Consider the following 26,808-nt stretch of genomic DNA (forward strand, 5'->3'; position numbering starts at 1 on the left):
GCAGACCGGAGGGAGGGGACGACCACACATGACGCAAGTCCTGTTGATCGAGGATGAGCCAAACATCAGCGAGGCGATCCGATTTATTCTGTCTCGGGATGGCTGTAATGTTACGACATTGCACAGCGGTGTAGACGCTTTGGATAGTATCCGCGCGAAGCGACCTGATTTGCTGATCCTTGATTTGATGCTGCCCGGAGTGAGCGGTCTTGAAATCCTTTCCGCTGTGAGGGCCGATCCTGAAACCGCGGCATTGCCGGTCATGATGCTGACAGCCAAGGGGCAGGGAAAAGATCGCGAAGCGGCAGAGCGCGCGGGTGTAAGCCGCTTCATGACCAAGCCTTTTTCGAACGATGACATGCGCGCTGCGGTCAGGGCGTTGACGGCCCGGTGATCAGATGAACCAGCGGCGCCCGCCACTTTTTCTAAGACCCGCGACTTATAGACGGCGTCGACGGCGTGATGCCGCTAGACTGCTTCCTTTCGTCGGTGGGTTTCTTTTCCTTCTGCCGATCCTTTGGGCCCCGCAACAGACTTTTCGCAGAGATACAGCACCAGACGGAATTTATCTGTTCGTGGCGTGGGCCCTGCTAATCATCCTTGCGTTTCTTATCTCGCGCAGCCTTGCCTCGCCCTCGGACGATGGTGATCCAGACGAACCTTCGCAACCTGGTAGCGACGTGTAGGGATCGACATGCCATTCAATATCCTCGTCCTTTCCTGCCTTGCCTATGTCGTCGTTCTCTTTTTGGTCGCATGGGCGGTGGAGCGCAGAGCGGATCGACGTCAGTTTGGCTGGTTGCGCTCACCACTCGTCTACACGCTATCACTGTCAATCTACTGTACTGCTTGGACTTTCTATGGAGCAGTAGGTTATGCGGCGCGATCCGGACTTGAGTTTCTGACAATCTATCTGGGGCCGACACTGGTTTTTATCGGGTGGTGGTGGGTTCTGCGTAAGCTAGTTCGGATTGGTCGGACGCAACGGGTAACCTCAATTGCCGACTTGATCTCTTCCCGTTTCGGCAAGTCAAACTTGCTTGGGGTCATCGTGACCGTGATGGCCGTTGTGGCGGCGACGCCATATATTGCGCTTCAACTTCAGTCGGTTACGCTGTCCTTTAGCGCATTTGCCAGCCCGACAGATGATGGCTTCGCCCCTCCTGGAACCGAGGCAACCGCTGTTTGGGTGGCGGGTGGTCTGGCGCTGTTTACGATCTTGTTCGGAACGCGAAATCTTGATGCAAAGGAACAGCACCACGGGATTGTCACAGCCATTGCGGTTGAAGCGGTGGTAAAATTGGTAGCCCTTATTGCTGTTGGATTGTTCGTGGTCTGGGGCCTAGCAGACGGCGTCAGCGACATGATCGGTCGGATCAACGCCTCTCCAATCGCTGACTGGAATCTGCAGCCGGGTCGTTGGGCTGGTCTGATATTGGCGTCCGCAGCGGCTGTGATCTGCCTACCCCGGATGTTTCAGGTGATGGTCGTAGAAAACTCTGATGAGCGACATCTCTTCACCGCGGCTTGGGCCTTTCCGCTGTATCTTTTTGCGATGAGCCTCTTCATCGTGCCGATTGCAGTAATTGGCCTTGAAAGGATGCCGAGTTCAGCAAACCCCGACATGTTCGTTCTGACGCTTCCGCTTGCAGAGGGACAAGGCGCGCTTGCGATGCTTGCTTTCCTTGGCGGATTCTCATCGGCGACCTCGATGGTGATTGTCGAGTCAATTGCACTCGCGACGATGGTTTCGAACCATATCGTAATGCCGGTGTGGCTAAGGTTGCGACCATCAAAGGCCGTTTCCGGCGATGTTCGTCGGCTCGTGCTTTTTTCGCGGCGCTTTTCTATCGCCGCGGTCTTGGCACTTGGCTATGCCTATTATCGGCTTTCTGGCGGGTCAGCCGCCCTTGCCGCAATTGGTTTGATTGCATTTTCCGGTGTTGCCCAGTTTTTACCAGCGATGATCTTCGGTGTTTTTTGGCGGGGAGCTACAAGGGTAGGGGCGGCATTGGGGCTGACAGTAGGCTTCGGCGTATGGGCCTATACGCTCTTTCTTCCTTCTTTTGGGCCGGATGCGATGATCCCGGCCATGGTGTTCGTCGATGGTCCTTGGGGAATCCATTGGATGCGGCCGAGGGCGTTGTTCGGCGTCGAGGGAATGGATCCATTGATCCATTCCTTGTTCTGGTCGCTCATTCTTAACACTGGGGTGTTCCTGATCGGCTCCATGCTCAGTTTCCCCGGACCAGTTGAAAGAATGCAAGGTGCTGCGATCGTCCGCGTGTTCGACGCCGAAATTTCTGGGACCCGTGGCTGGAGTCGTGGCATGGCCGAGCCAGAAGATCTGCTTGTTATGGCGCAGCGGATTTTAGGCGACGAGGACGCGTTGATCTTCTTCGAATCTGAAGCGAAGGGGCAGGGCAAAAACGGCTACCTGCCTGATCCAACTCCGGAATTTCTAGCTCAGCTGGAAAAGAGGCTTGCCAGCTCTGTGGGTGCGGCAACCGCCCATGCCATGATTTCGCAGCTTGCAGAGAATGCGATTGTGACCGTCGAGGACTTGATGGCCGTTGCCAGCGAGTCTGCTCAGATCATGGAATATTCAGCACAGCTAGAAACACAGCGAGAAGAGTTGACTCGGACGGCCCGGGCCCTGCGAGAGGCGAATGAGAAGTTGACCCAGCTTTCGGTTCAGAAAGACGCATTCCTTTCACAGATCAGCCATGAATTGCGGACGCCAATGACCTCGATCCGTGCGTTCTCTGAAATCCTAACCGAGGGCGATCTGCCCGCAGAAATGGTCGGAAATTATGGTCGGATCATTCATGATGAAGCGAAGCGCCTGACACGTCTTCTAGATGATCTGCTGGACCTGTCCGTTCTGGAAAATGGCTCGGTACAACTGAACCTGGGTCTGGCAAACCTTAGTATGATGATTGATCGGGCCTTGGCTTCCGCGAGCCACACTAAGCCCGAGCGAAGCTTTATGATCCATCGCGACCTGCCAATGGAAAATCTGTTCATTCGCACTGACGCTGACCGGCTGGTTCAGGTTTTCATCAACCTTATATCGAATGCACGAAAATACTGCGATGCGCAGAACCCAGAGCTTCGGATTTCTGTAAGACAAAGGGCAGGGCGAGTTACCGTTGATTTCATTGATAATGGTTCGGGAATTCCAAAGGACAAGCAGGCATTGATCTTTGAGAAATTCGCGCGTCTGACAGACCAGACGCGCGCCGGCGGTGCGGGTTTGGGCTTGGCGATCTGCCGGGAAGTTATGGCCAATCTGGGCGGAACAATCTCGTATTTACCAGGTCAGGGCGGGGCTGCATTTCGAGTGGCTGTACCACTGCGTCTAGAACAAAGCGCAGCCTAAAAGACAGTAACCAATTAGCAATGCTTACAGCTCATCCTGCATAAACAGTGCGGGAGAGGCTTACGGTGAGCCAGAAGCAAATTCTACGGAAGAAAATCAAAATAGTCCGCAAAGATCGCGAGGCAGGCTCCTCCTCGGTCGAGCGCGCATGGCGTATTGGCTTTTCACGCGCCTTGAGGGATGAGGCAAAGGTTGCGGCAGAATTTTCGACAATGTCCATTTCCCGCATGTCGCTTGCGGAACTTTTGGAACTGCCACCAGATCGGGCGTTGATCCTTACTTTGGAAGGGCCCGACGCTGGGATGGGGATGGTCATGCTCTCGTCAGAGCTTTTTTCCGCGATCACTGAAATCCTAACTCTGGGCCTATGTAGGTCTTTGCCAGCCGAACCGCGTAAGCCAACTCGTACAGATGCGGCGATGGTGGCACCGGTGATAGAGCAGGCGCTTCGAAACTTAGAACATGCGCTTGAAGAAGACCCGGACCTATTATGGACCAGTGGATTTCACTTTGCTTCTTGTCTTGAAGATGCTCGCCCATTGGGTTTGCTCTTCGAGGATATACCGTACAAGGTTTTCCGTGGTCGACTAACCGTTGCAGATGGCAAGCGAGAGGGCGAAATCATCTTGGTTCTCCCTGCTGATGGCAAGGGACGCACGCACGACATCCTGTCAGCCAGCGTCGTCCAAATGGCTGAACGACCGACATTTCGAGAAAGGCTTGCAAAAGAGGTAGGGCAAGCCGAGGTGAAAATGGATGCTGTCGTTTCGCGCCTGACGCTTCCCATCTCTGAGGCATTGGCGCTTCGAACCGACATGGTTCTTACCCTTCCCTCGACTTCGCTCGACCAAATTAGCATTGAGGGTTTTGACGGTCGAAAACTGGCCATTGGCAAGTTAGGCCAGCAACGAGGGATGCGTGCAATCCGGCTGACTACACAGGCAACATCTAGCGGAAGTCCTGTATCGCAGACAAAAATTGCTTCTGATGCGATATCTTCGTCCTATCAATCGTTTGACGCCACAGAGGTAACAAATCTCTTGGCCCAGACGGGAACGTGATGGAAAGCTCTTGGCGCATGACATGCGCCAAGAGCAAACAGCGGATTTTAGCGAGCCGCGAGGGCCTCCAGCTGACCACGGAGACCTTCAAGATTGTAGCCGTATTTCGCGGGTGTGCTGATCAGGTCATCAACCCCCATTTTCCCTGCATGGGCCAAGGCCCAAACGATGGAAGAACGATTGCCGCTTGCGCAATAGGCCAAAATTGGGCCCGTTGCCTTTGCAATCGCTTCCGCTTGGGCCGCGACATTTTCCATTGTCAGCATGCCGCCGATGACAGGATTGGCCACAAATTCTAAACCAGCTGCACGCGCCGCTTGTGCCATGACATCTGTATGATGGCTTGGAGGAATTTCACCGTCAGGCCTGTTGTCGATGACCATGGTGTAACCTGCCGCCTTGATTGCAGCGAAATCGGCCGGGTCAATTTGGGGCGAAACGGCGTAACCGGGTGTCAGCGGGCGGATGTCCATGCAGTGTCTCCTTGGGGCCGGAAGAGTCGCAACAATGCGGGTGTCAGGACCATAGCGACGACCATTGCCAGAAGGAAGACCAGTCCTCCAAATCCATTCAGGGCTGCTGCGGCAAGTGCCGGGCCGGGGCACAATCCGACGAGGCCCCAGCCAGCGCCGAACATCAACGATCCAGTAATCAACTTCGCATCAATCACCTGCGTTGGTTTGGCTGGAAGCAGATCGCCCAGCACGGCGGTCTTGCGCTTTTCGGCAACGCGCCAAGCGAAAAACATTGGGATAATCGCGCCGCCCATGACGAACGCAAGGGTTGGATCCCAGTCACCGAAAACGTCCAGCCAACCTTGAACTTTGACGGTGTCGATCATTCCAGACACCAGCAAACCTGCCCCGAACATCGCACCTGCAAGTGCAGCAAAGAAATTGCGTTTCATGTCAGATAATCCCCAGCCAGTGACGGAAAGCCAGCACGACGACACCGCCCGCCAGAATGTAGACCAGAGTTGCCATGATGCCGCGAATAGAGAGGCGTGAAATCCCGCAGACACCGTGGCCAGAGGTGCATCCATTTGCGATACGCGTACCAAAGCCCACAAGCAGGCCCGCCGCGATCAGAAGCAAAAGATTGTCGGTCACCCGCGTGTCAACTTTTTCATAAAGTGGCACAAGAAAAGGAGGGAAGATGACGAGCCCAGCGAGAAAGGCGAGCCGCTCAGCCCAACTTTTTCGTCCTGTCCCATCAACCAAGCCGCCCAAAATTCCCGAAGCGCCCATGATGCGGCCATTGACCAGCAAATAAAGTGCTCCTGCACCCCCAATCATGAGGCCCCCCACGAAGCCCCAGATCCAGTCTTGTTCAATCATCTCTGTTCCCTGTTCAGTGGCTGTCCGGCTTAGGCTCCCATTCCCAGGCCGGACATTGGCTCATAGTCCGTTGATCGGCACTTTTAGATAGGACTTCCCGTTTTCCTCGGGCTCAGGCATTTGCCCGGCTCGCATGTTCACTTGCAACGATGGAATGATAAGTTTCGGCATCGCAAGTTGCGCGTCGCGCTCATTACGCATGCGGATGAAATCGTCTTTCGATTTTCCTTCACCAACATGCTTGTTCAAACGCTTTTGCGCGCCGACAGTCGTTTCCCATGCGTAGGTGTCGCGTCCCTCGGCCTTGTAATCGTGCCCGACGAAGATTCTGGTTTCCTCCGGCAGAGCAAGAATTTTCTGGATCGAGTTCCACAGAGTCTCTGCAGAACCACCCGGGAAATCACAACGCGCCGTTCCGAAATCAGGCATGAACAGTGTGTCACCCACGAAAGCCGCGTCTTCGATGACATAGGTCAGGCACGCCGGCGTATGGCCCGGGGTATGCAACACGTCCCCGCGCATTTGGCCAATCATGAGGCTATCGCCTTCTTTGAACAGCTTGTCGAATTGGCTGCCATCGCGTTGAAAACGTGTGCCTTCGTTGAAGATCTTCCCGAAGGTGTCCTGAACCACGGTTATGCGTTCGCCAATGCCAATCTTTCCACCGAGTCGTTCCTGAATATAGGGCGCGGCAGAAAGGTGATCCGCATGAACATGGGTTTCAAGCACCCATTCAAGTTTCAGGTCGTTCTTACGAATGAAGTCGATGACTGCATCAGCTGAACGAGTATCTGTTCGGCCTGAGGCATAGTCGAAATCCAGTACGGAATCGATCACAGCGCAAGAACGGCCAGCGGGCTCCACGACCACATAAGTGATCGTATTGGTCGCCTCGTCAAAGAACGCGTGGACTGCGGGTGACATGTCGATACTCCATGATTTCTTGTTACCAGCATATATGAGAAGAAATATACATTGCAAGTAATGAATATGTGTACTTGTCAATTGGATCGGTTGACTTGGGTCAAGGTAGACTGTCGCGGGCTTCGCATAGAATCCCCTAACGACGAAGAGGGAGACCAGTATGATTCCGGTGATTGAGCGAAAGAAGCAGCTTGAAGCGCGCTTAAGCGATCTGAATGCGCGCCTTGCCAAGATCGAAAATGAACTGGACAGCCACCATAACCCGGACTGGGAAGAACTGGCGGTCGAACGCGAAGGCGATGAAGTGCTCGAGTCGATGGGCGTTTCCGGCCAGCAGGAAATTCGAATGATCGAAGCTGCGATGCAGCGTATCGAGACGGGCGAATATGGCTTCTGCATGAAATGTGGAGCCAAGATTTCCGAAGAGCGGCTGGATGTTGTGCCGTTTACTCCATTCTGCAAAACGTGCGCTAAATAGTGAGGGGGAAAGATGACGAAGGAAAGTGACCTGCAAAAAATCTCGTCCTTGGCAACTCAGGTCGCCCAAGCAGCGGCTTTGGGCAGTACTGCGGGGTTGAACTTGTTGCTGGCGGAAATGAATGCTCTAAGCGCCATGATGCCGGGCATGACAGCCGCACGGCCGTCTGAATGTAGCTGTGAAGAGCAGGAAGCACGCGCCCGCGCTGCCGATGCAGAAGTTGAAGCCAGCTTTGACAACATGCCCGTCTGAAATCTGAGATTTCTGGCCAAATCGGTATGAATGGTTGTCGTAGCGGCTTGACCGCGACTGAACCTGCGCGGCACTCTTTCTGCCACTAGGGCAAATTGCCCAAGGCGGCAGCAAGGCAGAATGTGACACGCGAAATCAGGACGATATTCGAACAAGGTCGGCTGGAGTTGGTGCTTGAGGCCGGACGGTTAGCGGCAGACTTTCTGGCTCGGCAAGAAATGCGGGCTGCTCTGTTCGAGGCGATTTCATCACGTCCTGCCGACGTCACATCGATCTTACTGCGCGCGAGTATTGCTGCTGGCTTTTCGGGCACGCCATTGCCCTTGCCCCAGGATGATGATTTTCCAACCGTTGCAGATCTTTGCGCCCAGATAGATGCTTGTTCTGTTCCCGTAGCTGTTCTCGTTGAGGGGCCAGTAAACGGGCGTGGTGTTGAGCTTTTCCTTGCCGCGCACATGCGCCTTGCGTCCTCACGCGCGTCTTTTTCCTTTGCAGCCATTGCGGCGGGGCGATTGCCGGGAAGCCGGGCTACTCTTCGCCTTGCCCGATCCGTTGGTGCAGAGCAGGCGCTTCGTGTCATGCAGATTGCTCAGCGCGTTTCAGCGGCCGAGGCTCTGGCAATTGGTCTCGTTGATCGCGTCTATGATCAGCCTCAGACGGATGATGTTTTGACAGCCGCGCGCCTTGCCGTGGCCGGCCTAGATTCGCCAAGGCCAAGTCTTGATCGGGAAGAGGGCTTACGCGACGGACGTGGTTTCTTGCGCGCCATTGCTGATCAGCGCAACAATAAGGGGGCAATTCGGTTGCCAGCCGAGAAAGCTCTTCTTGACTGCGTTGAAGCCGCCCTCTTGTTGCCAAAAGCGCAGGCTCAGGAATTCGTCGCTGAACGTGAGGAAGAGATCGGAAGGTCCGCTGAAGCAGCGGCGCTGACCCATATACTTCGCGCTGAAATCAACGCTTCTGCCGTTCCCGATGGTCTATCTGCGTTTGAGCCGAGTCGTGTGAGGCATCTAGGTGTATCAGGAGCGGAGCCGTCTTTTCTCGGGCTCGTCCTCACGGGATTATCCAAGGGCGTTTCGGTCACCGTGATGGACCCGACACGCGACCGACTGGTGAGTTTTCTGGAGCGCGTTGCCGCGCGCCAAGAAGCGGCAGTTCAATCGGGTCAAATGACCAGCGCCCAACGAGATGCGGACTGGGCGCGGCTTTCTCCTGTTCTTGATCCGGCCGCGTTGGCAACGTCCGATCTTATTCTTGCCTCGACTGCGACGGTTGGCCTGCCGCAGAGCAAAACACTTCCCGTTTTGATGTTGGGTAGGGGGGATCTGCCCGCAACGGCATTCCGGCTGGTTCTGACCGGGCGAATGGCTGAATTGGGTCTGCCATCTTCGACGCCGGGGTCAGTTGTTCATACTGCTTGGGCATTCCTGCGTCGGATGGGGTTGCATGTTGTCGTCACCGGGCAACAGGCCCAATCCGGCATAGCGGGGCGCTTAAACAACGCTGCGGCTGCGTCCATTCACGCGATGATGGGAATGGGCGTAAGACCAAACGCTATCAGAGAGGCCCTTACCCATTTTGGGCAGCGACCGCCTGTTTTGGAACCCATTGCAGACGTTATCCCGCGCGAAATGTCATCCGACGAGATCGTAACGCGATGGCTTGCGGCGCTTGCCAATGAGGGAGCACGCCTGATGCAGGCAGGGGTGACCAAGTCAGCCAGCGACATTGATCTTGTGGCTGTGGCGGGACTTGGATTCCCTCGGTTCCGAGGCGGACCCATGCATCAGGCCGATGTCACGGGCACGATGATCCTACGCCGCAATCTTACGGCATGGTCAAATGATGCTCCGGTTTGGGCGCCAGTTGGCGAATTGGACGCTTTGGTTTCCGTTGGCCGTGGCTTCGCTGGTGCCGTTACGCCAGAATGACGCCGACAATTACCGCCATCAGCCCCAATCCGGAAACGGCCAAAGCCCCTAGGTTCAGTGCGACAACCTTTTGCAACTGAGCCTTGATCTGATCGTCAGGCAGGCCTGAATTCTTGGCGCGCATGGCCAAAACGATGCACCAGACCAATGCGATCACACCGACCATTGTCAAAGCGGCTCCGATCCAGATCAGCATTTCCATGTCTTGCCTCATTCCTGTGACCTTTGCCGCCTAACCTTTGTTGGCTTTGGGCGCAAGTCTTGAACCCCTGCGTTCGGCAAGCTAGGGAGAAGCAACCCGAAATCGAAATGCAAGGTGAGGCATAAATGAGCGACTCGACCGACGCCTATAACGTCACCGCCGATGAGTTGCGCCAGTTCATAGAACGGGCGGAGCAGCTTGCCGCGGAAAAGAAAGACATCGCCGAGCAAGAAAAAGAACTGTTCGCAGAAGCCAAGGGCCGGGGCTATGACACCAAAGTCATGCGGAAGGTTATTGCCCTGCGTAAGCGCAAGCCTGATGAGATTGCCGAGGAAGAGGCGGTTCTGGACATGTATAAAGCCGCACTCGGGATGGCGTAACCCCCCCCCGAACTGTAATTCAAAAGGCTGGTATCCAACATTGGACGCCAGCCTTTTTCATGATTATTCACGGGGAAATGAAGGTAACGCCTGGCATTGATCGAATGCGTTGAATATCGGTGTGATAGGCCGAAGTCAGAGCGGAAATTGTATCTTCCGTCCAGCCCGGGAGCTCTACTTCCATCTCGATGCGCTCGGGAAGCGCAAATTTATCCAGGAATGCTGAAACGACGCGACGACGTTGGACGGGGCTGGAAATGGAGTGTTCCGCCAGATAGGCCTGCATACGGGTCAGGCCTTCGGGGGCCATGATAGAGGACAAGTTCTCGTCGTTATCCTGAAGCCTTGTTCCTGGCGCGTGGCCGGATACGGCCTGCAGGACCTCTGGCCAGATCAAAGGCGTGTCTTCATCGCACCAGACTGTGAATGGGACATCTGGATTGAGTTGAAGAACATCTTCAATCACATCCGACCAGTGTAACAGCAAGGGGTCGGCACCTTGCATGAATTGCTCGTAAGACTTGTCCCGCTGTTTTGAATAAAGTTCTGGCAGGAAAGTTGCCGGATTGCGAATTGCCAAATGGAACTCAGCTTCGATTTCAGGAAAAATTTGCGTGAACGCCCGAACACGCTCGGCGGCGGCCGGGTATAATTTGTCCTTCAGCACCCACTGGGGAAAAGAAAGAAAGTTCTCCCAGCTCAGGATCAGGCGATTGGCGCGATCTTCCTCCATGATCTGTTCCAAGACCAAGGCCTGGGTATCACGACTGGCGGCCGCGCCCTTCAAGGTAATGGCCGTATCGCGCAATAGGGCGCGATAGCGTGCAGGCAATGGAACGACGATGCCTTGTTGTCCCAAAGGCTCACGGTTTTTCAGCAAACACCGAAGAAGTCGTTCGTCGTCCGTGCAATGGGCGCCAAGGTGATAGACTATGCGCATCGACTGCTCTCTTTTATCTTTTGGCGAACTATACGTCGTTTCGGGCAAAGGAAAACGGTTCACCGTAAGAAAATGGGGGCGTGGATCCTTCCTGCCACGATGAAAAACTTGGGGCTTTCTGGACAGGCATAATGGTCGCGTGTAAGAGATCTTTATGGCTGACCAAAATACTCAAGTTCCTGTTGGATCAACACGGCATCGCCTGTTCGCGATGGACCGTTGGACGGTGGGCGCGGTGCTGATTGCGATTGTCGTCTTGGCGCCCATGCTTTCGGTCTTCTGGTTAGCCCTGCACCCAACCGAGAATATCTGGCCTCATCTCCTTGCGACCGTCCTGCCGCGCTATTTGGAAGACACCCTGATCCTGATGGCAGGTGTCGCCGCGTTGACGGCCGCGGTTGGCACTGGGGCCGCTTGGCTGACGACAATGTATCGTTTTCCCGGTCAACGTTGGCTGGATTTCGCCCTCCTGTTTCCGATGGCTATTCCAGCTTATGTCGGGTCGTATGCCTTGGTGGATGTTTTGCAATATTCGGGGCCCATTCAAACGCTTCTGCGCGATTTGATGGGCTGGCAAAGTGCGAAGGATTATTGGTTCCCTGAAATTCGTTCACTGAGCATGGCCGTTATCGTACTGTCCGCAGCTCTTTACCCTTATGTCTATCTTTTGGCCCGCGCGGCTTTTCGGGAACAGTCGGGTTGTTCGTACGAGGTGGCCAGAGCCTTGGGATGTGGCCCTTACGGTGTATTTTGGCGCGTTGGCCTTCCTCTCGCGCGCCCGGCTATCGCGGCTGGCGTTGCACTTGCGTTAATGGAGACGGTGGCTGACTATGGCACCGTTACATATTTCAACGTTCAAACGCTCACGACCGGTATCTTCTCAACTTGGCTGAATGGCAACAATGCCGGAGGGGCAGCCCAGATTGCCTGTGTTGTGCTTGTTGTTATCTTTGGACTCGTCGCGGTTGAGCGCATAGGGCGTCGAAACGCACGGTTTCACAGACCCAGCCGCTCGTCTCGCCCAGTTGAGGCTCATCACCTGCACGGAGTTCGCGGGTGGGTCGCCTTTCTGCTTTGTATGGTGCCGTTTACGATCGGCTTCCTCGTGCCCGTAGTTGTAATGACGTGGCACGGGCTTCGGAAGCCAGAAGCGTGGCTGTCAGCAGACCTGTTCTCGGCGTTTTTCAATACGTTGATCACTGGTGGTGCCGCAGCCGCCATCACCGTTCTGGCCGCGATCTTCCTTGTCTATGGCATAAGAATGACTGGGCACCAATCCGCGCGTTTCCTGATGCCACTGACGACGTTGGGCTACGCGGCGCCGGGAGCTGTTCTGGCAGTCGGAATACTGATCCCTCTTGCTCAACTTGACCATTGGCAGGCGGATACAATTCTTGCATTTACCGGATGGGATCCGGGACTGGTTCTGACCGGCACCGCCTTTGCATTGGTTATCGCATATTCCGTGCGTTTCTTTGGGGTCGCCCAAGGGGCCGTGGATGCGGCCTATGGCCGAATCTCTCCTTCGCTTCCGTTGGCTGCGCGGTCCTTGGGGCGGGGGCCGGGGGGAACGCTGCGCGCAGTTCATCTTCCATTGATGCGCGCATCGGTGCTGACCGCGCTTTTGATAGTATTTGTGGATTGCGTCAAAGAGCTGCCCGCGACACTTCTTTTACGCCCGTTCAACTATAATACCCTTTCCACGCGTGTTTTCGAACTCGCAAGCCTCGAGCGTTTAAGTGAAGCAGCGCCAGCGGCACTGGTTGTGATGGCGGTCGGGCTGTCAGCTGTCGGACTTCTCGCACGAACAAATCGTTGAGCCCTTGCACCCCGCCGCACAGAACGCTATCTGGGGATTGGGCCTCTATAGCTCAGCTGGTAGAGCACCTGATTTGTAATCAGGGGGTCGGGGGTTCGAGCCCCTCTGGGGGCACCACCTAATCTCAAGACGGATGTTTCTTACGCCCCGCCGAATTTGGGCAGGGCGCGTGTATTGGTTAGGTTTCGCGCGATATGGCGTAGGCTGCCATTTCTTTGGCGAAGTCCTCGGCAGACTTGCCTTCACGCAGCGCATCGTGCAATCGCACCGCCTGCGTCTTTGGTGCCAGACCACCAACAGGAGGATCGCGGTCGAGGTTTGTGGGGAACGGGTATCCTTCAGCGCTTGCCGCGATTGCATTCGCGAGACCTGAGGTGCTTAGGCCGGGTACGCCCGCCAGAAGTACAGGGTAAAGGGCATTGACCATGCGGTCTCGGTTGACCGTCTCCATCGCGCGTCCAAAGGCTGATGATACTTGCAGCAAGTTTGCCATGCGCTGAATATCGGTAGACTTGTTGTGCCCCGCTCCATGCATCAGGGCGGGATTGAAGAACAATGCGTCTCCTTTCCTTAGGGGAAGTTGGACGTAGTTTTGTGCGAAATAGTTTTGGAACTCTGGTCGCCCAAAAGCGAGATAGCCTTCGAAGAACGCCTGTGAATAGGGCAGCAACATGGTTGGGCCGCTTTCGACCGGCATGTCCCCATGCGCGACTGCGCCCTGAAGGGTCAAAACCGGCGAAACACCGTGGATATGCGCGGGATATGCCATCATCTGAGCCGGCTTCATGAAGCCCAGATGGTAGTCACGATGCGAGGTCTGAGCAGCGCCACCGGGGTTCACGCGGTTGACCTGAGCGGTCATCTGGTAGCCCACTCCAAGCCATGCTTCAGACGGAAGGGCGATTGCATCAGATGCGAAGTATCGGGCAAAGTTTTCCGGGTCGGCCAAGCAATGCTTCTCCAAAGAATTCCAGATCCGATCATTGGCGCCCGGCTTTGCAAAATGATCACCACCACCTGATTTCGTACGATGCTGATCATCTATGATCTGATTAAAGATCGCGGTGGCGCGATCAATGACGGAATGATCAGGCAGTGCGTCCTTGATCACGATGACGCCGGGACCAGAGGTGAACGCCTCGACCCATTCTGCCATAAGTTCCGATCTGGTTTGTCTGTCTTGTGCTGCCTCGCGAACGGTGCTGCCTTCGTAAATGAGCACATTTTGCACGATTTCCGAAGCAAATGGCCAATCGGCAGGATTGGCAGTTTGGCTGACCAGTCTTGCGAATTCTTCGAAAGTGCCGCTTTCGCTGTCGAGCCAAATCTTGTTGCGCCGGGCAGTGCGCAGGTACTGAGCGTCCATCTTGTCCTCCGACGACGAGATCATAGCAGCAATGATGACAGGCATTTCCGATAAAGAGGGATAGAAAACACCTCAGAAACACCTCATGAATGGGTAATGGCGCACCGGTTCTCACTAAAAGAAATTGCATTTCAGTCAGGGCTCAGTCTGGCCACGGTTGACCGGGTCTTGCACGGGCGTGAGGGCGTGCGAATTGGAACCAAGGCCCGCGTCATTTCCGCCATCGCAGAGTTGGAGCGACAACAGGCCGAAACGAGGATCACTGGAAGACGTATTGGCCTTGATGTTGTCATCGAGGCTCCCAAGCGGTTTGTTCAATCCGTTCGGCAAGCGTTTGAACATGAACTTCCCGCGATACGGCCTGTTGCGATGACCGCGCGATTTCACTTTGCAGAAAAAATGGAGATAGCCGACCTGGAGGCTATGCTTTCGGCCGTTCGCAAACGTGGAACCCACGGAGTGATTTTGAAAGCGCGCAATACTCCTCGGACAGCAGAACTTGCTCAAGGGCTGATGGCTTTAGGCATTCCTGTCGTCACATTGGTTACCGATATAGCTCCCCAATCCCGCCTTGCTTATGTCGGTATTGATAATCGTGTCGCAGGGTCCAATGCTGCTTATCTCTTGGGGAAAATGACGCCCGACCGAGTGAAGGTGCTGGTCTCGCTCTCGTCACGGTCCTTTTCAGGTGAAGAAGACAGGGCAGAAGGATTTTCCAACCTGTTGAAGCGGGATTTTCCACATCTGGAAATTGTTCGGGTCTCGGAAGGCGGCGGCGTTCATAGATCAACCTACGATCTTGCGCTTGCCGCACTTGCGGCAAATCCAGAACTGGACTGCGTCTACTCGATTGGTGGCGGTAATCGAGCGATTTTGCAGGCTTTTGCCGACTCTGCGCGCAGCTGCCGCGCCCTTGTTGCGCATGATCTTGATGCGGCGAACCGCGATCTTCTTCGGCAAAACCGAATTACCTTCTTGATACATCACGATCTGCGACAAGATGCCCGAGCCGCATGTCAGTGGGTTTTACGGCATCATCGGATGCTGCCTGCCGATCTGGATATATCACCCAGTAGGATCATGCTGTTGACGCCGCAGGATAATCTTACCGGTCTGTAAAAAGTTGTCGTTTCAGTCGTCTGCCTCGACAGACATTTTTAGGGCCGCATGCTTGACGCTTAGTAGTTGCTGAAAAACGAAGCCGAAGCTAGACCGATCGAACGCCAGAAACACTGCAGGACCGTGTTTGACGTCGACCGATGATCATCTCGCACTCGAAAAAATTCCTGTTTATCAAGCCGCGCAAAACGGCGGGTTCGTCGGTTGAACTGGCTTTGTCCCCGCTCTTGCAGCGCGGGGACTTGGCAACGCCAATTGCCCCAATAGAAGAAAAGCTGCGTCGCGCAGAGGATGGCGTCAAGGTCGAGCTTATCCGATACACAAGCTTGCTTTTCCCACGTCGTCTCCGCGACCATTCAACTTTGGAAAAGGCCGTTGCATGTTTCGGGCCTTCGATTTTGGGCTATTTCATCATTTCAATGACGCGGAACCCGTGGGATCGCGCAGTTTCCCAATTTTTTTGGACCTTGCGGCGGTCAGATATCAAACACGCGGATTTTGACGATCAAAAACGAGCTTTCATTGATTACACTCAGAAATGGGGCCGTAGATCGTGGATAGACCCATTTTATGGCCGAAAGCGCCAGCGCACCGCGCACGCCACGGCGCAGTACTGCTATCAAGGCAAGCCGAGCGTTGATTTTTTCATTAGGTTCGAATTTCTCTCCCAAGACATGTCGACCTTGGGCGCGAAACTGGGCGAGCCAAGCCTAAACGTGCCTGAAAATCGTCTTAAATCGCAACACCGAAACAAGCTTCGTCCTTGGTGGGAATTCTATGACGAACCCACCAAGGATATGATTGCCAGCGAGTGCTCTCAGGAAATCCAGATGTTTGGTTATGAGTTTTCCGACAAGCCGCCAGTACATGGCCCGTACATGGTACGAGCGTAAGCAGGGTTCTGACGAGATTGCAGGGCGGTTGCTTGCGGACCCCATATGTCCAAACACACCGGCCTTGCCAAAATTAGGCCGCCCGAAGGATCATTCCGAACAAGTCCCTTGGATCATCAGGGTCAGCGATCATGTCCAACTGGTCGCAAAGCCCTGTTTCTGTCAATTTCGACTTGATATAGCGTAGGGCACTGAAGTCCTCGATTGCAAAACCAACGCTGTCGAAGAGCGTCACCTGATCTGCACGAGTGCGGCCCGGAACTAGCCCGGCAATCACTTGCCAAAGTTCCACCACCGGGTGATCGACCGAGAGCTGCTGAATTTCACCCTCAACCCGCGTTTGAGGCGGGTATTCGACGAAAATATCCGACCGCAGTAAAATGTCCTTGGCAAGTTCGGTTTTGCCGGGACAATCGCCTCCAACCCCGTTCAGATGGACCCCGCTGCCGACCATATTGTCAGACAGGATCGTGGCGTTCTTTTTATCGGCCGTGACCGTGGTGATAATGCCTGCGCCCAGAATGGCGTCTTCCGCAGACGTGCAGGATTTAACAGTTAATCCGCGCTGCAAAAGATTACGGGCGCATTTCTCTGTCGCCAGAGGATCAATATCGTAAAGGCGAACTTCTTCGATCCCGCAGACGGCCTTGAATGCCAGCGCCTGGAATTCCGCCTGTGCTCCATTGCCAATCAGGGCCATGACCTTGGTCTTCGGGGCAAGCCATTTTGCTGCCATCGCACTTGTTGCCGCCGTACGAAGCGCCGTCAGGATGGTCATTTCAGAAAGCAGGACGGGGTAGCCAGTTTCGACATCCGCCAATAATCCAAAGGCAGTAACAGTTTGCAGGCCTTTTTTCATGTTGGCAGGGTGGCCATTCACATACTTAAAGCCGTAGGTTTCGCCGTCAGATGTTGGCATCAGCTCAATCACGCCGACATCGGAGTGACTGGCGATACGTGGAGTCTTGTCGAATTGGCCCCAACGCAGAAAGTCCGCTTCGATTTCTACAGCTAGATCAGCCATCACCCGCTCGATGCCAAGGTGGTTGACCAGTTTCATCATCTTGTCCACCGAGACAAAGGGGACGAGGTTCAGCGTCATGTCAGGCTCCATCATTTCGAACGAGTGGGGCGGTCAAAGACCTTTTTCCCCATCAAGCTACCAACCAAATCGACCATCAGCCGGGCGGTCATGCCGCGATCGTCGAGAAATGGGTTCAGTTCGACGAGGTCTAAACTGGTCACCAATCCGGACTCGTGCAGCAGTTCCATGACCAGATGCGCTTCCCGAAAAGTGGTCCCGCCGGGAACTGTAGTGCCTACGGCTGGCGCTATCGTTGGATCAAGAAAGTCGACGTCAAGGCTGACGTGCAGCATGCCGCCTGCATCGCGTACCCTAGCAAGAAAGTCGCGCAGGGGTTTCACAATGCCATGTTCATCCAGAACACGCATGTCATTGATCGCAATGTCATGATCCAGCAAAGCTGCATGTTCTGCCGGATCAACGGAGCGGATACCGTACAGGCAGATGCGGTCCGCCGGAATCGGGGCAGGGAAGGGCGGGAAGGCCTCAAAACCTTCGCGGCCAGCAATGTAGGCCACGGGGGTTCCGTGCAGATTGCCGCTGGTCGTCGTCATCGGGGTGTGAAAATCGGAATGCGCATCCAGCCAAAGCAGGAACAACGGGCGACCTGACCGCTTTGCATGGGCCGCAGCCCCCGCAACAGAGCCGAGGGCCAATGAGTGATCGCCTCCAAGGACGATGGGCATAGCCCCTTCGGACAGCGCATCATCGACACGATCGGTAAGGATTTCAGTCCAACCAAGTGTTTCTGGCAGCGAGTGTACTGCGGGGTTCGGACATGTGGCGTCAGTCAGGTCGGGCAACGTGACATCGCCCCAATCGGAGACGCCATGCCCAAGGTCCGAAATCGCCTGAGCCAGCCCGGCAACTCGATACGCTGCGGGACCCATTAGACAGCCGGGTCGGCGCTGTCCGGAATCAATGGGGGCGCCAATAAGTACGGTGCGGGGCATGTGATTACTCCTCTTTCACATCAGGTTGGTGCAGTTTGATGATGGATTGAAGCTAATTATTGTGCGATATGATAAGATAAATGACCATTTTGAGAGATGGAATTGTCGATATGGATGATACAGATCATGCGCTGATCGCGGAACTTCGACGTGACGGTCGGGCTGCGATCTCGGATTTGGCAGACCGGCTTTCGATGTCGCGGGCGACCGTTCGCGCCCGCATGGAACGCCTGATTGAACGCGGCGAGATTGCCGGTTTCACGGTTCTGACGCGATCTGATGTATCGGCTGCGCCAGTTCGTGCAATCATGCTGATCGGTATCGAAGGAAAAGGTGCCGAAAGAACGATGGCACGTTTGGCGGGTATTCCTGCTGTGCTGGCCGTCCATTCAACCAATGGCAAATGGGATCTGATCGTCGATCTCGGGGCGCAAAGCCTTTCTGAATTGGATGAGGTGATCTTTCGGATTCGCAATATCGACGGTGTCATGACATCCGAAACCAACTTGCTCTTGTCCACTCGACGTGCCGGGCGAAAGTAGCATTCGATTGTGCAGGCCGAACGTGGCCTTGGTCACGAAAGCGTTTCCGCGACCAAGGCGCACAGGGCATGGCATGGCGCCGGAAATCCGCCTATGGTTGCTGCACAGACGGAGGCTAGCAGATGATTGTTGAACTTGGGCATTTTGCCTTGATCCTTGCGTTAGCTGTTGCACTGGTGCAGAGCACCATTCCGCTTGTCGGGGCGCAGCAACGTAACGCAGCGCTTATGTCGGTCGCAGGGCCGGCAGCAATTATCCAGTTTGTTCTAGTTCTTGCCAGCTTTGCTGCACTAACCTACGCCTTCGTAACGTCAGACTTTTCTCTGCGGCTTGTGGTGCTGAACTCGCACACGCTGAAGCCGATGCTCTACAAGGTTTCGGGCGTTTGGGGGAACCATGAGGGCTCGTTGCTACTTTGGGCGCTCATCCTCGCACTTTTCGGCGCCTGTGCAGCTTGGTTCGGAGGTAACTTGCCGCCGTCGCTTCGCGCTCGCGTGATTGCCATTCAGGGCCTGATCGGCGTTGCCTTCCTATCCTTCATGCTGTTCACCTCCAACCCCTTTCTGCGGTTGGAAACGCCGCCCATGAATGGGCAAGATCTGAATCCTCTTTTGCAGGATCCTGGCTTGGCGTTTCACCCGCCGTTCCTATACCTTGGGTATGTTGGGCTAAGCATGGCGTTTTCCTTTGCGGTAGCCGCCTTGATCGAAGGCCGCGTGGATGCCGCTTGGGCCAGGTGGGTGCGTCCGTGGACTTTGGCTGCCTGGATATTTCTGACAATCGGCATCGGACTCGGCTCTTGGTGGGCCTATTATGAACTTGGTTGGGGCGGGTTCTGGTTTTGGGATCCAGTCGAGAACGCCTCTTTCATGCCTTGGCTCTTGGCCGCAGCCTTGTTGCATTCTGCCATCGTCGTCGAAAAGCGTGAAAGCCTGAAGGCGTGGACGATCCTACTGGCAATCATGGCATTCGGTTTTTCCCTTATGGGGACGTTCATTGTCCGGTCTGGCGTGATTACCTCTGTCCATTCTTTTGCCAACGATCCCGAACGCGGTGTCTTTATCCTGTTGATCCTTGCCTTCTTCGTTGGGGGGGCGCTGACCCTCTTTGCTGCACGGGCAGGGGCGTTGGAGGCAAAGGGCGTCTTTGCGATGATCAGCCGCGAGAGTGCTCTGGTGGCTAATAATCTTCTGTTGTCGGTCTCGGCCTTCGTCGTCTTCATCGGTACGATTTGGCCATTGGTCGCCGAGTTGTTTTTTGATCGAAAGCTTTCCGTGGGGGAGCCGTTCTTTAACGCAGCCTTCTCGCCCTTCGTGGTCGCTTTGGCCATCTTGTTGCCGATTGGTTCCATGTTGCCGTGGAAACGTGGCGACTTGGGCCGGACAATTCGGTCTGCAATCCCGGCCTTGGTTTTGGCCGTGTCGGTGGGTCTATTGGTCTGGGCGATGCAAGAAAAGGCCTCCACGTTGGGCCCCATTGGCGTCATGCTTGGCCTTTGGGTGGCGGCTGGGGCGGCCATTGATCTATGGTCAAGAACCGGGCGTGAAGGCTTTGCCAATCGTTTCGCACGCCTTTCCCGTGTGCCACGGGCGGATTGGGGGAAGGCCGTCGCTCATATTGGCCTCGGCGTAACCATCTTTGCCGTATCCGCGATGCTTTCGTGGAAGACGGAAGACATTCGGGTGGTCGCCATCGGCGAAAGCTTTGCCTTGGGCAAATACGAGGTGAAGCTTGCCAATGTCGAAGAAGTTCAGGGGCCAAACTATTTTAGCACTATGGCCACAATGGAAGTCAGCAAGGGCGGTGTCTTGGTTGCTGTTCTGACGCCCGAGAAGCGATCTTATCCGGTTGCCGCCATGCCGACGACAGAGGCTGCAATTGATTCCGGCATTTGGCGCGACATCTACCTGGTGATCGGTGATCAGCAAGAGAACGGCGGTTGGGCGGTTCGTTCCTATATCGAACCTTTCACCATGTGGCTTTGGTCTGGCGTTCTCTTGATGGCCTTTGGCGGCTCTCTTAGCCTTTCTGACCGGCGATATCGCGTGGCAGCAGGTGCTTCGCGTCGTGTCGCGGCAGTAGCGGCGGAGTAACTGATGCGGTTCTCTTCCCTTCTCTTGATTGCTCTGCTGCTGTCCTTAGCATCTCCGACTGGCGTATTTGCCGTTCAGCCGGATGAAGTGCTCGCGGACCCTGTGCTTGAGGCGCGTGCAAGAGATATCAGCAGAAACCTCCGTTGCCCTGTTTGTCAGGGAGAATCAATCGACGACTCAAACGCCCCCATCAGCCGCGATTTGCGTTTGGTTGTCCGCGAAAGGTTGGTCGCGGGGGATACGGATGAGGAAGTCGTAGACTTCATCGTTGCCCGGTATGGTGAATTCGTTTTGTTCAATCCGCGCGTTCAAGGCGTGAATTTACTCTTATGGCTTGCAGGTCCTGGCTCGCTGATAGTTGGTGCTGGTATTGCCTATGCCTACACGCGACGGCGGTCCTTGGAACCTGTTGCCGACAACGGTCTGAGCGCGGAAGAAGAGGCACGCGTCAAAGAACTTCTTGATCGCTGACGCCGCGTTCTGGCTTCCATGAACGGAAGGCCCTGTCTAACCTCTGAGAAACCATCGGAGGCGTCATGGACTATCAAACGATTACAGTCACAAGAACCGGCGGCGTCGCTACTGTTGCGCTGAATCGTCCAGAAGTGATGAACGCACTGTCCCGACAAATGCGGGCGGAGCTTTTGGCAGCGTTAAAAGAAGCATCCCAATCCGCGCGGGTTCTGGTGCTGACAGGGTCTGGCCGGGCCTTTTGTTCGGGGCAGGATCTGGGTGATGGGGCCAAGGTTGCCGAAATTGATCTTGAGCGGACGCTCCGCGAAGAATACGAACCGCTGCTTAGGGCAATTATGGATTGTCCGATCCCGACAATTGCTGCTGTAAATGGCGCTGCTGCCGGGGCAGGGGCCAATTTGGCTTTGGCCTGTGATGTTGTTATCGCAACGGAAACTGCCGCGTTCATTCAGGCATTCACCCGCATAGGACTTATGCCCGATGCGGGTGGAACCTATTGGCTGCCTCGGCAGATTGGTTTTGCGCGTGCTATGGGAGCGATGTTGTTCGCCGAAAAGATAAGTGCCAAGCAAGCCGCCGATTGGGGAATGATCTGGGAGGCCGTGCCCGATCAAGAATTCAATGACCATGTCACAATGAGAGCACAGAGCCTCGCGAAAGGGCCAACCGTCGCCTATGCCGGGGTAAAGCAATCGCTAAGATCGTCATACTCAAATGATCTGGAGGCTCAACTTTCCCTTGAGGCACGGCTTCAAGGCGAATGTGGAAAGACACGGGACTTCGTCGAAGGTGTAACTGCCTTTGCCGAGAAACGCCCGCCGCGGTTTGAAGGACGGTGACCCCCCTTTGCCCCGCTCCGGTAATTCTGGTAGGGCGTAATGCATTGATTGTATGCATTTAGGGCTTTGTGGTATGTGGGAAAACAGCCTGGACCTTCTATTGCGCCGCGCCATTGTTTTGGGGCGTCTTCAGGTGACATTTCTAAGCAGACGCGTGGAAACTTATGGGCCGGATTTGGAGCCCTTTGCTCGCGTAGAGATTACGGATCGGCGCTTTATCCCGCGCCTGTTCCGCAATCCCCAGATGGCATTGGGCGAAGGTTTCATGGATGGGTCATTACACTTTCCTTCCGAAGCAGACATCCGTCACTTTCTGCAAATTGCAGCGACCAGCGCCAACGGCGGGCGCATGCCTTGGCCAATGCGGCTTGCTCATCGGATCAGGGTGCGTGGTAAAGGGTTTATGCAGTGGAATACCCGCAAGGTTTCCAAATTCAGAGTGAAGCATCACTACGATATTCCCGACAGCTTCTATGGTAAGTTTCTTGAGGAAGATCTCCAGTACACGTGTGCCTATTACGCTGCGTCTTCCTTCACTCTTGAGCAGGCACAATCCGCCAAGATGGCGATGATTGCCAAGAAACTGTGCCTCGGGCCGGGGTTGCGTGTTCTCGATATTGGATGCGGTTGGGGTGGACTGGCACTGAGGCTTGCGCGAAATCATGGCGTGCATGTGACCGGTGTGACCCTCTCTGAAGTTCAATGCCAAGCTGCGATTAAACGGGCAAAAGAACTGGGCTTGTCCGATAAGGTTGACTTCAGGCTGCAGGATTATCGCGATATTCCCGACCGATTTGATCGGGTCGTGAGTGTTGGGATGATGGAACATGTCGGTCAACCGCAATATCCCGTCTATTTCCAAACAATCGCGCGGCTTTTAGAGCCGGATGGTGTTGGACTTGTCCACTTCATCGGGCGATCAACACCGCCCGGCGTGTTATCTCCTTGGTTTCAGAAGTACATTTTTCCAGGCGGCTATTGCCCGGCATTTTCCGAAGTTATCCCGCAGGTCGAAAAGTCGGGCCTTGTGATGACAGATCTTGAAGTGTGGCGAGGCCATTACGAACAGACTTTGCGGCATTGGCAGGATCGTTTTCGACAAGCCGAGAACGACGTTCGGGCGATGTTCGATGAGAGGTTCGTTCGGATGTGGTGGTGGTATCTGATCGCGGCCGAGGTGTCCTTCACGCATATGGGACATGTGCTGTTTCAGATGCAGATCACCCATGATCCCAAGACAGTGCCTTCCACCCGAGACTATCTCTACGCCGGTCAGAACGGAGGGACGGATGCCAGGCGCTGATCACGACGACATCGTTCGGTCCTATTACCGGGTTAGGCAAACGCTTGGGTTCTTGGGCCTGATATTGCCGTTTCTACTGGTCGGCGGCGGAATGCTTAGCCTCGGCGATGTCGAACCCTCGATATCAGACTATTATCACACGATCCTGCGGGATTTTCTGGTGGGGGTGATCACGGCGATTGGTATATTCCTGATCGCCTATCCAGGGCATCACCGCAAGTCAGGAGAGGTATTCTCCGATGATCGGATCACCACCTGCGCAGGCATTGCTGCTCTTGGAGTGGCTTTCTTTCCCAATGAAGATCGCCTCAAGACGTTAGCTCTTGAAACGCCAACACAGCTTTTGCTCGGGCACCAATGGGCTGCCGTTGCCCATTACGGCTCAGCCATCGTTTTCTTGTTCTTGCTTGGGATGATCTGTCTAAAGAAATTCTCAAGGACGGCGAATACAAGTCGGCGTTTGGTTTACAAATGGTGCGGCTGGACGGTTCTGATCATGACCGCCTTTGTGATCATCGCCAGTTGGTTCAAGATCCGCGGTCCAGCCGTCCCGCAGGCGTTTGTCAATGATTGGCGCCTTGTCCTATGGTTTGAAGCCTTGGCGATCTGGGCTTTTGCCGTCGCTTGGTTGACCAAGGGCCGCGCAGATCACGCGCTCACGCGTCTATTCGGTCAGGCCGCGCCGCGCAAAAACGGCGAGGAAGATAAAACCCCAAAAGGATAAGCCGGGCCGTCCATGACCGACGGGCTAGAGCGGCCCATCGGTCCTTTGAATTTACGCGCCCCGCGCCAATGCGGCAACGCCAGTGCGCGCAATCTCGCGAAGCCCCAAGGGTCGCATCAGTTCCGCAAAAGCGTCGATCTTTTCTGGCGTGCCCGTCATTTCGAAAACAAAACTTTCCAGCGTCGAATCGACAACATTGGCGCGGAAAATTTCGGCTAGGCGTAACGCTTCGATCCGGGCGTCGCCTTTGCCGGCAACCTTCACCAAGGCCAGTTCGCGCTGCACCGAAGGCCCGTCTGCGGTAAGGTCGTGAACTTCGTAGACCGGAACCATCCGGCTCAACTGCGCTTCGATCTGATCAATCACCGAAGGTGTGCCGCGCGTTACAATGGTGATCCGGCTTTTATGACCTGTATGATCGACTTCGGCGACGGTCAGGCTGTCGATGTTGTAGCCACGTCCGGAAAAAAGCCCGATCACACGGGCCAGAACGCCGGGCTCGTTTTCGACGATCACCGCTAGGGTATGGCTTTCTTCGACCTGCATATGGCTGTCGCGAAGATCGTAGGCGGAATGGCTGGTAGAGCCTTTTTTGATATTGAGCGGCGACATCGCCTCTCCCTTCATTTGCTGTCTCTGAATATCCTCGGGGGGAGCCCCGTAGCGGCATGGGGGGCGGAAAGCTCCCCGCACCCGGCTCGTCACACCAGAACGGCACCACCGGCTTGGATAACGCCCTGAGTCTCGGCTTCTCCCAGCAACATCTCATTGTGGGGCTTGCCTGATGGGATCATCGGGAAGCAGTTCTCGTGCTTCTCGACAAGGCAATCAAAGATCACCGGGCCGTCATACTTGATCATTTCCATGATCGCATCGTCCAGATCCTTCGGATCGCTGCACTTGATCCCCTTGCACCCAAAGGCTTCCGCAAGCTTCACGAAATCGGGCAGGCTTTCGCTCCACGAATGGGAATAGCGCTCGCCATGCAGCAGCTCCTGCCATTGGCGCACCATACCAAGCCGTTCATTATTCAGGATAAATTGCTTGACCGGCGCACGGAATTGCATCGCCGTTCCCATTTCCTGCATGTTCATCAGCCAGCTGGCTTCCCCCGCGACGTTGATCACCAACGCATCGGGATGGGCGATCTGCACACCGATCGACGCCGGCAGACCATAGCCCATGGTGCCCAAACCACCCGAGGTCATCCAGCGGTTCGGGTCCTCGAAGCCAAGGAACTGCGCCGCCCACATCTGGTGCTGGCCCACTTCGGTGGTGATGTAGCGGTCCATGCCCTTGGTCAGCGCCTCAAGACGTTGCAGGGCGTATTGCGGTTTGATGGTCTTTTCGCTGTTGGTGAAAGCAAGGCAGTTGACGGCCCGCCATTCGTTGATTTGCTTCCACCACTTTGCCAGACCGTCCTTGTTGATCTTGCGACCGCGGGCCTTCCAGATCCGCAGGAGGTCTTCCAGAACATGGCCGACATCGCCAAGGATCGGTACATCAACGTGGATGACCTTGTTGATCGACGAGGGGTCGATGTCGATATGGGCCTTCTTGGACCGCGGGCTGAAATCCTTTATCCGTCCCGTGATACGGTCGTCGAAACGGGCCCCGATGTTGATCATCAGGTCGCAGCCATGCATGGCAAGGTTGGCCTCGTACAGGCCATGCATCCCCAGCATCCCGACCCAGTTCTTGCCCGAAGCAGGATAGGCACCCAAGCCCATCAGGGTTGAGGTGACAGGGAAGCCAGTGGCCTCTGCCAATTCCCGCAGAAGTTGGCTTGCCGCGGGGCCAGAGTTGATGACGCCACCACCTGTGTAAAGGATAGGACGCTCGGCCGTTTCCAGCATTTCAACCAACTTGGTGATCTGCTCGATATCGCCTTTGACCCGAGGCTGATAATGGCTGACCTTGATCTTTTCCTTGGGCAGATAGTCGGCCGTTGCAAACTGCACGTCCTTCGGGATGTCGATCAGAACGGGGCCTGGGCGCCCTTGGGTAGCCACCTGAAACGCTTTGTGGATGGTGCCCGACAAGTCGGCCGTATCCTTCACAAGCCAGTTCATCTTGGTGCAGGGGCGTGTGATGCCGACGGTATCTGCTTCCTGGAAGCCATCGGTTCCGATCATGAAGGTCGGCACCTGACCCGTCAGAACGACCAGCGGAATCGAGTCGAGCAAAGCATCGGTCAAGCCAGTCACGGCATTCGTCGCACCGGGCCCGGAGGTCACCAGAACCACACCAGGCTTGCCGGTCGAGCGGGCATAGCCTTCGGCCATATGGACGGCCCCTTGTTCGTGGCGGACAAGGATGTGACGGATATCATTCTGCTGAAAGATTTCGTCATAGATCGGAAGCACGGCGCCGCCGGGATAGCCGAAAACAACTTCGACCCCCTGATCCTTCAGCGCCTGCACCACCATTCTTGCGCCCGTCATCTGACGTGTCATCGTCTCTCTCTCCGCGTCAATCGCCTTGCGGCGTAATAAAAAGCCCCCGGGTGGGTTTCCCGGGGGCGCATGGTTCCAGATATGGACGTCGTTACCGACCCATGCGCCTGACCCCAACAAGTACGAGAATGTGCAGCATTGCCGCCCCCTTCGTTCCTACGAAGCGCAAACTATGGCGCGACTCTGAGGGCGTCAACACCAAAAGCACAAATAAAGTGTCGCAGTCTGGGGCGAATTTTGAATTTTTCTTTCGCCT

General features: G+C 55.4%; 27 protein-coding genes, 1 tRNA gene and 1 pseudogene. 18 read left to right on the plus strand and 11 right to left on the minus strand.

Going from position 1 to position 26,808, the window contains the following annotated elements:
- Window positions 1-28 precede the first annotated feature (28 nt).
- The 3 genes from ACSBLW_RS02210 (at window position 29) to ACSBLW_RS02220 (ending at window position 4,443) form a co-directional block, all read left to right on the plus strand.
- On the plus strand, window positions 29-394 hold the full coding sequence (locus ACSBLW_RS02210; protein ID WP_435258614.1) for a response regulator transcription factor: 366 nt from the start codon (window positions 29-31) through the stop codon (window positions 392-394).
- A 300-nt stretch (window positions 395-694) separates the two neighbouring features.
- Window positions 695-3,382 (plus strand): ATP-binding protein, encoded by a 2,688-nt coding sequence (locus ACSBLW_RS02215; protein WP_435258615.1) that lies wholly within the window; start codon window positions 695-697, stop codon window positions 3,380-3,382.
- A gap of 65 nt (window positions 3,383-3,447) precedes the next feature.
- Window positions 3,448-4,443, plus strand: a complete 996-nt coding sequence (locus tag ACSBLW_RS02220) for a FliM/FliN family flagellar motor switch protein (RefSeq protein WP_435258616.1) — start codon at window positions 3,448-3,450, stop codon at window positions 4,441-4,443.
- A gap of 47 nt (window positions 4,444-4,490) precedes the next feature.
- On the opposite strand, the gene ACSBLW_RS02225 is transcribed toward ACSBLW_RS02220, so the two are convergent.
- The 4 genes from ACSBLW_RS02225 to ACSBLW_RS02240 form a co-directional block, all read right to left on the minus strand.
- Window positions 4,491-4,916, minus strand: a complete 426-nt coding sequence (locus tag ACSBLW_RS02225) for a TIGR01244 family sulfur transferase (protein WP_435258617.1) — start codon at window positions 4,914-4,916, stop codon at window positions 4,491-4,493.
- Entirely contained in the window at window positions 4,898-5,350 is a 453-nt protein-coding gene (locus tag ACSBLW_RS02230; RefSeq protein WP_435258618.1) for a DUF6691 family protein, read from the minus strand. The genes ACSBLW_RS02225 and ACSBLW_RS02230 overlap by 19 nt, the downstream gene beginning before the upstream one ends.
- A gap of 1 nt (window position 5,351) precedes the next feature.
- Window positions 5,352-5,777, minus strand: coding sequence for a YeeE/YedE family protein (locus ACSBLW_RS02235; protein WP_435260019.1), 426 nt, complete (start codon window positions 5,775-5,777; stop codon window positions 5,352-5,354).
- Between the two features lie 63 nt (window positions 5,778-5,840).
- Window positions 5,841-6,704, minus strand: coding sequence for an MBL fold metallo-hydrolase (locus ACSBLW_RS02240; RefSeq protein WP_435258619.1), 864 nt, complete (start codon window positions 6,702-6,704; stop codon window positions 5,841-5,843).
- 160 nt (window positions 6,705-6,864) lie between these two features.
- Between ACSBLW_RS02240 and ACSBLW_RS02245 the strand changes: the two genes are divergently transcribed.
- From ACSBLW_RS02245 to ACSBLW_RS02255, 3 genes are all read left to right on the plus strand, one after another.
- The gene (locus tag ACSBLW_RS02245; RefSeq protein WP_435258620.1) at window positions 6,865-7,182 is read left to right on the plus strand and encodes a TraR/DksA family transcriptional regulator; all 318 of its coding nucleotides are present in this window, start codon (window positions 6,865-6,867) and stop codon (window positions 7,180-7,182) included.
- Between the two features lie 12 nt (window positions 7,183-7,194).
- Window positions 7,195-7,434, plus strand: coding sequence for a hypothetical protein (locus ACSBLW_RS02250; RefSeq protein ID WP_435258621.1), 240 nt, complete (start codon window positions 7,195-7,197; stop codon window positions 7,432-7,434).
- 122 nt (window positions 7,435-7,556) lie between these two features.
- The gene (locus tag ACSBLW_RS02255) at window positions 7,557-9,365 is read left to right on the plus strand and encodes an enoyl-CoA hydratase-related protein (RefSeq protein WP_435258622.1); all 1,809 of its coding nucleotides are present in this window, start codon (window positions 7,557-7,559) and stop codon (window positions 9,363-9,365) included.
- Here ACSBLW_RS02255 and ACSBLW_RS02260 read toward each other — a convergent pair.
- A complete protein-coding gene (locus ACSBLW_RS02260; RefSeq protein ID WP_435258623.1) occupies window positions 9,352-9,567 on the minus strand; it encodes a hypothetical protein in 216 nt (71 codons plus the stop codon). The two genes, ACSBLW_RS02255 and ACSBLW_RS02260, sit on opposite strands and share 14 nt — an antisense overlap.
- A gap of 125 nt (window positions 9,568-9,692) precedes the next feature.
- Here ACSBLW_RS02260 and ACSBLW_RS02265 point away from each other — a divergent pair, with 125 nt between their 5' ends.
- Window positions 9,693-9,947 (plus strand): DUF2312 domain-containing protein, encoded by a 255-nt coding sequence (locus ACSBLW_RS02265; RefSeq protein WP_435258624.1) that lies wholly within the window; start codon window positions 9,693-9,695, stop codon window positions 9,945-9,947.
- Between the two features lie 67 nt (window positions 9,948-10,014).
- Here the strand turns inward: ACSBLW_RS02265 and ACSBLW_RS02270 are convergent, their stop codons facing one another.
- Window positions 10,015-10,950 (minus strand): hypothetical protein, encoded by a 936-nt coding sequence (locus ACSBLW_RS02270; RefSeq protein ID WP_435258625.1) that lies wholly within the window; start codon window positions 10,948-10,950, stop codon window positions 10,015-10,017.
- A gap of 148 nt (window positions 10,951-11,098) precedes the next feature.
- Between ACSBLW_RS02270 and ACSBLW_RS02275 the strand changes: the two genes are divergently transcribed.
- Both ACSBLW_RS02275 and ACSBLW_RS02280 read left to right on the plus strand, forming a co-directional pair.
- Window positions 11,099-12,706: an ABC transporter permease gene (locus ACSBLW_RS02275; RefSeq protein ID WP_435260020.1), complete on the plus strand. Its 1,608-nt coding sequence runs from the start codon at window positions 11,099-11,101 to the stop codon at window positions 12,704-12,706.
- Window positions 12,707-12,747: 41 nt separating this feature from the next.
- Window positions 12,748-12,823: transfer RNA gene (locus ACSBLW_RS02280), tRNA-Thr, on the plus strand.
- 61 nt (window positions 12,824-12,884) lie between these two features.
- Here the strand turns inward: ACSBLW_RS02280 and ACSBLW_RS02285 are convergent.
- A complete protein-coding gene (locus ACSBLW_RS02285; RefSeq protein ID WP_435258626.1) occupies window positions 12,885-14,117 on the minus strand; it encodes a phytanoyl-CoA dioxygenase family protein in 1,233 nt (410 codons plus the stop codon).
- A gap of 51 nt (window positions 14,118-14,168) precedes the next feature.
- Here ACSBLW_RS02285 and ACSBLW_RS02290 point away from each other — a divergent pair.
- From ACSBLW_RS02290 to ACSBLW_RS02300, 3 genes and pseudogenes are all read left to right on the plus strand, one after another.
- Window positions 14,169-14,249, plus strand: a pseudogene (locus ACSBLW_RS02290) (hypothetical protein); the annotation flags it as partial.
- Between the two features lie 192 nt (window positions 14,250-14,441).
- Entirely contained in the window at window positions 14,442-15,191 is a 750-nt protein-coding gene (locus ACSBLW_RS02295) for a substrate-binding domain-containing protein (RefSeq protein ID WP_435260021.1), read from the plus strand.
- A gap of 140 nt (window positions 15,192-15,331) precedes the next feature.
- Window positions 15,332-16,084 (plus strand): hypothetical protein, encoded by a 753-nt coding sequence (locus ACSBLW_RS02300; protein WP_435258627.1) that lies wholly within the window; start codon window positions 15,332-15,334, stop codon window positions 16,082-16,084.
- 73 nt (window positions 16,085-16,157) lie between these two features.
- Here ACSBLW_RS02300 and ACSBLW_RS02305 read toward each other — a convergent pair whose 3' ends face one another.
- Complete coding sequence (locus ACSBLW_RS02305; protein WP_435260022.1) at window positions 16,158-17,198, minus strand: ornithine cyclodeaminase; 1,041 nt, start codon at window positions 17,196-17,198, stop codon at window positions 16,158-16,160.
- The gene (gene rocF / locus ACSBLW_RS02310) at window positions 17,198-18,121 is read right to left on the minus strand and encodes an arginase (RefSeq protein ID WP_435258628.1); all 924 of its coding nucleotides are present in this window, start codon (window positions 18,119-18,121) and stop codon (window positions 17,198-17,200) included. Before rocF ends, ACSBLW_RS02305 begins: the two co-directional genes overlap by 1 nt.
- A gap of 110 nt (window positions 18,122-18,231) precedes the next feature.
- Between rocF and ACSBLW_RS02315 the strand changes: the two genes are divergently transcribed.
- From ACSBLW_RS02315 to ACSBLW_RS02340, 6 genes are all read left to right on the plus strand, one after another.
- Window positions 18,232-18,663 (plus strand): Lrp/AsnC family transcriptional regulator, encoded by a 432-nt coding sequence (locus tag ACSBLW_RS02315; protein WP_435260023.1) that lies wholly within the window; start codon window positions 18,232-18,234, stop codon window positions 18,661-18,663.
- Between the two features lie 122 nt (window positions 18,664-18,785).
- Entirely contained in the window at window positions 18,786-20,756 is a 1,971-nt protein-coding gene (locus ACSBLW_RS02320) for a heme lyase CcmF/NrfE family subunit (protein ID WP_435258629.1), read from the plus strand.
- 3 nt (window positions 20,757-20,759) lie between these two features.
- On the plus strand, window positions 20,760-21,227 hold the full coding sequence (locus tag ACSBLW_RS02325) for a cytochrome c-type biogenesis protein (protein ID WP_435258630.1): 468 nt from the start codon (window positions 20,760-20,762) through the stop codon (window positions 21,225-21,227).
- A 65-nt stretch (window positions 21,228-21,292) separates the two neighbouring features.
- The gene (locus ACSBLW_RS02330; protein ID WP_435258631.1) at window positions 21,293-22,069 is read left to right on the plus strand and encodes an enoyl-CoA hydratase-related protein; all 777 of its coding nucleotides are present in this window, start codon (window positions 21,293-21,295) and stop codon (window positions 22,067-22,069) included.
- Between the two features lie 73 nt (window positions 22,070-22,142).
- Window positions 22,143-23,372, plus strand: a complete 1,230-nt coding sequence (locus ACSBLW_RS02335; protein WP_435258632.1) for a class I SAM-dependent methyltransferase — start codon at window positions 22,143-22,145, stop codon at window positions 23,370-23,372.
- The gene (locus ACSBLW_RS02340) at window positions 23,359-24,096 is read left to right on the plus strand and encodes a hypothetical protein (protein WP_435258633.1); all 738 of its coding nucleotides are present in this window, start codon (window positions 23,359-23,361) and stop codon (window positions 24,094-24,096) included. The genes ACSBLW_RS02335 and ACSBLW_RS02340 overlap by 14 nt, the downstream gene beginning before the upstream one ends.
- A gap of 51 nt (window positions 24,097-24,147) precedes the next feature.
- Here ACSBLW_RS02340 and ilvN read toward each other — a convergent pair whose 3' ends face one another.
- Both ilvN and ACSBLW_RS02350 read right to left on the minus strand, forming a co-directional pair.
- Window positions 24,148-24,708: an acetolactate synthase small subunit gene (gene ilvN, locus ACSBLW_RS02345; protein WP_435258634.1), complete on the minus strand. Its 561-nt coding sequence runs from the start codon at window positions 24,706-24,708 to the stop codon at window positions 24,148-24,150.
- A gap of 89 nt (window positions 24,709-24,797) precedes the next feature.
- Window positions 24,798-26,552 carry an acetolactate synthase 3 large subunit gene (locus ACSBLW_RS02350; protein ID WP_435258635.1) on the minus strand — a complete coding sequence of 585 codons (1,755 nt, stop codon included), beginning with the start codon at window positions 26,550-26,552 and terminating at the stop codon, window positions 24,798-24,800.
- Window positions 26,553-26,808 lie beyond the last annotated feature (256 nt).

The sequence above is a fragment of the Thioclava sp. FR2 genome (assembly GCF_051200875.1).
In the GTDB taxonomy this organism is placed as follows: domain Bacteria; phylum Pseudomonadota; class Alphaproteobacteria; order Rhodobacterales; family Rhodobacteraceae; genus Pseudotabrizicola.

Coding starts and splice junctions, on each gene's coding strand:
- ACSBLW_RS02225 (WP_435258617.1), bottom strand. CDS start 4,916: ATGGACATCCGCCCGCTGACACCCGGTTACGCCGTTTCGCCCCAAATT.
- ilvN (WP_435258634.1), bottom strand. CDS start 24,708: ATGTCGCCGCTCAATATCAAAAAAGGCTCTACCAGCCATTCCGCCTAC.
- ACSBLW_RS02295 (WP_435260021.1), top strand. CDS start 14,442: ATGACCGCGCGATTTCACTTTGCAGAAAAAATGGAGATAGCCGACCTG.
- ACSBLW_RS02265 (WP_435258624.1), top strand. CDS start 9,693: ATGAGCGACTCGACCGACGCCTATAACGTCACCGCCGATGAGTTGCGC.
- rocF (WP_435258628.1), bottom strand. CDS start 18,121: ATGCCCCGCACCGTACTTATTGGCGCCCCCATTGATTCCGGACAGCGC.
- ACSBLW_RS02275 (WP_435260020.1), top strand. CDS start 11,099: ATGGACCGTTGGACGGTGGGCGCGGTGCTGATTGCGATTGTCGTCTTG.
- ACSBLW_RS02250 (WP_435258621.1), top strand. CDS start 7,195: ATGACGAAGGAAAGTGACCTGCAAAAAATCTCGTCCTTGGCAACTCAG.
- ACSBLW_RS02240 (WP_435258619.1), bottom strand. CDS start 6,704: ATGTCACCCGCAGTCCACGCGTTCTTTGACGAGGCGACCAATACGATC.
- ACSBLW_RS02305 (WP_435260022.1), bottom strand. CDS start 17,198: ATGGAGCCTGACATGACGCTGAACCTCGTCCCCTTTGTCTCGGTGGAC.
- ACSBLW_RS02335 (WP_435258632.1), top strand. CDS start 22,143: ATGTGGGAAAACAGCCTGGACCTTCTATTGCGCCGCGCCATTGTTTTG.
- ACSBLW_RS02215 (WP_435258615.1), top strand. CDS start 695: ATGCCATTCAATATCCTCGTCCTTTCCTGCCTTGCCTATGTCGTCGTT.
- ACSBLW_RS02320 (WP_435258629.1), top strand. CDS start 18,786: ATGATTGTTGAACTTGGGCATTTTGCCTTGATCCTTGCGTTAGCTGTT.
- ACSBLW_RS02325 (WP_435258630.1), top strand. CDS start 20,760: ATGCGGTTCTCTTCCCTTCTCTTGATTGCTCTGCTGCTGTCCTTAGCA.
- ACSBLW_RS02330 (WP_435258631.1), top strand. CDS start 21,293: ATGGACTATCAAACGATTACAGTCACAAGAACCGGCGGCGTCGCTACT.
- ACSBLW_RS02230 (WP_435258618.1), bottom strand. CDS start 5,350: ATGAAACGCAATTTCTTTGCTGCACTTGCAGGTGCGATGTTCGGGGCA.
- ACSBLW_RS02285 (WP_435258626.1), bottom strand. CDS start 14,117: ATGCCTGTCATCATTGCTGCTATGATCTCGTCGTCGGAGGACAAGATG.
- ACSBLW_RS02340 (WP_435258633.1), top strand. CDS start 23,359: ATGCCAGGCGCTGATCACGACGACATCGTTCGGTCCTATTACCGGGTT.
- ACSBLW_RS02300 (WP_435258627.1), top strand. CDS start 15,332: ATGATCATCTCGCACTCGAAAAAATTCCTGTTTATCAAGCCGCGCAAA.
- ACSBLW_RS02350 (WP_435258635.1), bottom strand. CDS start 26,552: ATGACACGTCAGATGACGGGCGCAAGAATGGTGGTGCAGGCGCTGAAG.
- ACSBLW_RS02245 (WP_435258620.1), top strand. CDS start 6,865: ATGATTCCGGTGATTGAGCGAAAGAAGCAGCTTGAAGCGCGCTTAAGC.
- ACSBLW_RS02260 (WP_435258623.1), bottom strand. CDS start 9,567: ATGGAAATGCTGATCTGGATCGGAGCCGCTTTGACAATGGTCGGTGTG.
- ACSBLW_RS02210 (WP_435258614.1), top strand. CDS start 29: ATGACGCAAGTCCTGTTGATCGAGGATGAGCCAAACATCAGCGAGGCG.
- ACSBLW_RS02315 (WP_435260023.1), top strand. CDS start 18,232: ATGGATGATACAGATCATGCGCTGATCGCGGAACTTCGACGTGACGGT.